Annotated in this window: 6 protein-coding genes and 1 pseudogene; 1 reads left to right on the top strand and 6 read right to left on the bottom strand. The window is 68.7% G+C overall.

What is annotated here, in order from left to right; all coding sequences use genetic code 11:
- From K0M70_RS00045 to K0M70_RS00020, 6 genes and pseudogenes are all read right to left on the bottom strand, one after another.
- Window positions 1-405: pseudogene (locus K0M70_RS00045) on the bottom strand (hypothetical protein); the annotation flags it as partial.
- Window positions 395-763, bottom strand: coding sequence for a BlaI/MecI/CopY family transcriptional regulator (locus tag K0M70_RS00040; protein ID WP_290777608.1), 369 nt, complete (start codon window positions 761-763; stop codon window positions 395-397). The gene K0M70_RS00040 and the pseudogene K0M70_RS00045, both read right to left, overlap by 11 nt.
- Before the next feature lie 116 nt (window positions 764-879).
- Window positions 880-1836: a heme o synthase gene (gene cyoE, locus K0M70_RS00035; protein ID WP_290777602.1), complete on the bottom strand. Its 957-nt coding sequence runs from the start codon at window positions 1834-1836 to the stop codon at window positions 880-882.
- On the bottom strand, window positions 1833-2978 hold the full coding sequence (locus tag K0M70_RS00030) for a COX15/CtaA family protein (protein WP_290777599.1): 1146 nt from the start codon (window positions 2976-2978) through the stop codon (window positions 1833-1835). The genes cyoE and K0M70_RS00030 overlap by 4 nt, the downstream gene beginning before the upstream one ends.
- Window positions 2979-2985: 7 nt before the next feature.
- On the bottom strand, window positions 2986-3537 hold the full coding sequence (locus K0M70_RS00025; RefSeq protein WP_290777596.1) for a hypothetical protein: 552 nt from the start codon (window positions 3535-3537) through the stop codon (window positions 2986-2988).
- Complete coding sequence (locus K0M70_RS00020) at window positions 3534-4241, bottom strand: SURF1 family protein (protein WP_290777595.1); 708 nt, start codon at window positions 4239-4241, stop codon at window positions 3534-3536. Before K0M70_RS00020 ends, K0M70_RS00025 begins: the two co-directional genes overlap by 4 nt.
- A 51-nt stretch (window positions 4242-4292) precedes the next feature.
- Here K0M70_RS00020 and K0M70_RS00015 point away from each other — a divergent pair.
- On the top strand, window positions 4293-4429 hold a 137-nt coding region (locus tag K0M70_RS00015; RefSeq protein ID WP_290777605.1), incomplete at its 3' end, for a twin transmembrane helix small protein.

The following is a 4429-nucleotide window of genomic DNA, read 5'->3' as shown; positions in this document are numbered from 1 at the left end:
GGCCCACAGCAGCAGCCCGAAGGTAGACAGGCTGGCCGGCGCCAACGCGGCGCTGGGCGCAAGCGCCTCGGTTGGCACGAAGTCCGGGGCGGTGGCGGTGGCGCGGGCGGTGTTGCGCCCAGCGGCACCCGGCAACGGCGCTGCCCGCGTGGGCGTGAACCCCGGCGCCGGCCGCTCACTGGCTGTCGCGGCCGGGGCGATCACCGCAGGCGGCGCGTCCCGGACCCGGGTCGGGCCGGGAAGGCTGGTGGCCACCAGGGCGGCCGGCACCAGCAGGTAAAGCCACAGCACCGCGCCGGCACCCAGCCAGCGGCGCCAAAGCGGCCGCAGCGCCATCACCAGGCAGACCACCACCGCCAGCGCCAGCGCGGAGCGCAGCAGCCAGCCGATCAGTTCAGCGGCCATCGTCGAAGTCCTCGATCAGCTTGCGCAGTTCTTCAACGTCACGCCGGGTCAGCTTGCCCTGCTGGCTGAAGTGGGCGACCAGAGGCGCGACACGGCCGCCGAAAAGGCGCTCCAGCACCCCGCTGCTTTGTTGGGCCAGCCACTGGTCGTGGCTGAGCACGGGACGGTAGCGGTACCGGCGGCCTTCGCGCTCGGCCGACCGGGCGCCCATGGGCAGCAGCCGGTTGATCAGGGTGCGCACCGTGGCCTCGCCCCAGTGCTGGGGTACCGCAACGGCCGTGATCAGGTCCTCCGCGGTGGCCTCGCCGGCCGCCCAGAGCGCCTTCATCACCTCGCTTTCGGCGTCGCTGATGGAAATCCCGGCCATGACATTCCTTTACAGACGTAATTGATAATTCAATTTACGCCTGTAAAAGTAAAAGTCAAGCGGTCAGCCCAAACGGATCTGGTCAGGCCGCAAAGTCGGGCGCGCCCTCAGGCGGGAACGAACTCGAGGGTCTGCGCGGCCATGGCGACGTCGCGCAGCAGCCAGTGGTCGGCCAGCAGGAAAGCGAACAGCGCCATCAGGTAAACGATGGAGTAGTTGAAGACCTTCATCGCGTAAAGCTCGTTGGGCGGATTGAGCAGCTTGATGGCGTAGTACAGGAACACCCCGCCCAGCACCAGCGCACCGCCCAGGTAGAACACGCCGCTCATGCCGGCCACGAAGGGCAGCACCGTCACCGCCAGCAGCAGCACGGTGTAGAACAGGATCTGCCAGCGCGTGTAGGTGACGCCGTACACCACGGGCAGCATCGGAATCAGCGCCTTGGCGTAGTCGTCGCGGCGGAAAATGGCCAGCGCCCAGAAATGCGGCGGCGTCCACACGTAGATGATCAGCACCAGCAGCAGCGCGTGGTCGTAGTGCAGCGGCGCGCCGGCCAGGCCGAAGAACGAAACCCCCGCCGGCCAGCCCTTCACCGCCGCCCAGCCCAGCAGCGGCGGCGCGGCGCCGGCCCGGCCGCCGATGACGATGTTCTGCGGCGTGGCGCGCTTGAGCCAGCCGGTGTAGATGATGGCGTAGCCGATCAGCGACGCGAAGGTGAGCGCAGCGGTGAAGCCGTTGACGCGCCACGTCAGCAGGCCCATCGACAGCGCTCCGAGCAACAGCGCGAAGGCCAGCACCTGCGACGGCCGCAGCGACCCCACCGCCAGCGGGCGATGCTGCGTACGCGCCATCAGCACGTCGATGCGCTGGTCGAGCAGATGATTGATGGCCGCCGCCGACGCCGCTGCCAGCCAGATGCCGATCGCGCCCAGCACGATGCGTTCCCACGGCCAGTCTTCGCCAGGGCGGATGGCCAGGAACATGCCGATCACCGCCGTGAAAACGATCAAGGCCACCACCCGTGGCTTGGTCAGCTCCCAGTAGGCGGCGAACGGAATGGTCATTCCGGTGCCCGCAGGCGGGCCAGCAGGCCCACCAGGGTGAACAGCAGCAGCGCCGCGCCGGCGGTGTGCGCGGTGGCCACCCACAGCGGCAGGCCCAGCACGACGTTGCTGATGCCCAGCGCCACCTGCGCGGCCAGCAGCACCAGCAGCGTGCTGCCCCAGAACACCAAGCCCGGCGTGCGCAGCATGCGTATGCCCAGCACCGTCAGGTGGCCCGCCACCAGGATAGCCAGGAGGCGATGGCTCATCTGGATCGCGGCGCGGGCGGGGCCGTCCAGCACGCCGCCTTCGTAGTCCACGCCGATGCCGCGCCAAAGCACGAAGGCCTCGCCGTAGTCCTGCTCGGGCCACCACTGGCCCAGGCAGGTCGGGAAATCGGTACCGCAGGCGAGCGCAGCGTAATTGGCGCTGGTCCAGCCACCGAGCGCGATCTGCGCCACCAGCAGCACCAGCCCTATCCACAGCAGGCGCCGCAGACGGGGCGCCTCGGCCTGCACCAGCGCGCTGCCCGGCGTGGTGCGCCAGGCCAGCCAAGTCAGCAGCGACAGCGTCAGCAGGCCGCCCAGCAGGTGCGACATGACGATGATGGGCTTCACCAGCCAGATCACCGTCCACATGCCCAGTACGGCCTGGAAGACGATCACCATCAATATGAAGGTGCTCAGCCGCGCCGAGTCGGTGTTCGACCAGCGCATCGCCTGCACCAGCAGGATCAGTTCAGCCACCACCACCAGCCAGACAGACAGCACGTGGTTGGCCTGCATGCCCACGCCCATGTAGATCGGTATCGACAGCGCCACCAGTCCGGACGCAACCAGCACGCTGGCGACACCCAACGAACGTTTGCGCGCGGCCAGCAGCGCCAGCGCCAGCACCAGCACGCCCAGCAGAGCGGCAATGTGCCGGTGGAACTGTTCGCGCCAGGCCTTGCTCACTTCCACCACGCGCTCGTAGGAGGCGTTGGCGGCGCTGATTTCATGGTCCTGCGTGGGCCAGGTGGCCTTGCCGTAGCAGGTGGGCCAGTCCGGGCAGCTCAGGCCGGCGTTGGACAGGCGGACGAAGCCGCCGAACACGATCACGCACAGTGTCAGCAGCACGGCGACCCAGGCAAGGCGGTGGTAATGACGGGAGGGACTGCTCATTCGGGGCCTACTTCAACACACGTCCGAGATCCTTGCGCAGTCCCGAGGGGTTGAAGCCCGGGGCGTAGCGCAAGACGAGATAACCATTGGGATCGGCCAGGTAGACCGGCAGCGCATCGGCGCGAGCCTGGTCGGGCAGCAGCGCCTGCAGGCCGGGGCTGGGCTGCATGGCCACCAGACCGCTGAACTCCGGTGAACCCGCCGGCAAGGCGCCAAACCACAGCACCTTGAGCTTGTCGGCGTGGCGGCCTTCCGACACCCACACGCGCTGCAGCGATTGGAGCATCTGCAGGCACGGCGCGCCGCAGTCGGCCGGCGGCGCCACCACCACGTGCCAATGCCGCGACGTCGGCTGCCACTGCCACGGCGTGCCGTCGGCCAGCAGCAGCGCCACGGGGCGCAGGTCCGGGTAGGGGCTGAGCATCTCGCCGACGTTGCGGGTCTGGGTTGGCTTCCAGCCGCTGAAGAACAGCGTGGCGGCCACGCCGAAGCTGCCCAGGAACATGGCGGCCACCAGGAACAGGATGAAGCGCGAGCGGGTTTGGTTGGGCGTGTTCATGGGCGCCTGCGGAAGTTGAGCACAAGGAGGATGACGAAGGTGGCTATCGCCAGCCCGAACCACTGGACGGCGTAGCCGCGGTGTTTTTCCGGCGGCAGCGTGTTGGGCAGCAGCTCGAGGTCGCGCTCGTGGCCGATGGGCAGCGCCGGATCAAGGCGCAGCACCCGCGGCGCGAGCGGTCCCTCGAGCTTCCAGGCGGCGGACAACGCGCCGGTCTCCAGACGCGTCGCCAGCCAGCCCTGGCCATCGAGCTGTTCAACCACGCCCGGACCCATCGGCAGGCCCACGGACGGCGGTGGAACCAGCAGCCCCGCCAGTTCGAACTCACCCACCGGGCAGCTGGCACCCGGCAGTGCCCGGTTCGGCGCCAGCGGCAGCCAGCCCATGTCCACCAGCAGCGCCTGCCCCGACTCGGGCTGGAACGCGCAGTAAAGACGCATGCCCACCTGCGAACCCCGGCGCTGATTATCCAGCAGCAGGCGCGGTGTCGGCATGAAGAAACCCGCGCCCAGCACCTTCACCGGCGCCAGGCCCGCTTCACGCGACGCCGGGCCGAGCGCCCGGGCCGGTGCGGCAAGCGCCTCGGCGGCCTGCGCCAGCTGCGTGCGCTTGCTGTCCTCGCGGCCCAGCTGCCAGTGGCCGAGTGCAGCGAACGCCAGCACCAGGCACAGGCCCAGCAGGCTCAGCAGCAGTCGTCGATTCACGCCAAGCCTGCGCGGTGGGCGGATAATGCGTATTCACCCAGAACGCGGGCCATAGCCGTGCAAAAGCTGCTCATCATTGCCTTCCTGATCCTGATCCTCTGGAACCTCGGCGCCGGCCTGTATTACATGATGGTGGACAAAGGAAAGACCGACCGCACCGTGAAGTCGCTGACCTGGCGCATCGGGCT

The sequence above is a fragment of the Arenimonas sp. genome (assembly GCF_019459675.1).
In the GTDB taxonomy this organism is placed as follows: domain Bacteria; phylum Pseudomonadota; class Gammaproteobacteria; order Xanthomonadales; family Xanthomonadaceae; genus Arenimonas.
This window is presented reverse-complemented; position numbering and strand designations above follow the sequence as displayed.

Coding starts and splice junctions, on each gene's coding strand:
- cyoE (WP_290777602.1), bottom strand. CDS start 1,836: ATGACCATTCCGTTCGCCGCCTACTGGGAGCTGACCAAGCCACGGGTG.
- K0M70_RS00030 (WP_290777599.1), bottom strand. CDS start 2,978: ATGAGCAGTCCCTCCCGTCATTACCACCGCCTTGCCTGGGTCGCCGTG.
- K0M70_RS00025 (WP_290777596.1), bottom strand. CDS start 3,537: ATGAACACGCCCAACCAAACCCGCTCGCGCTTCATCCTGTTCCTGGTG.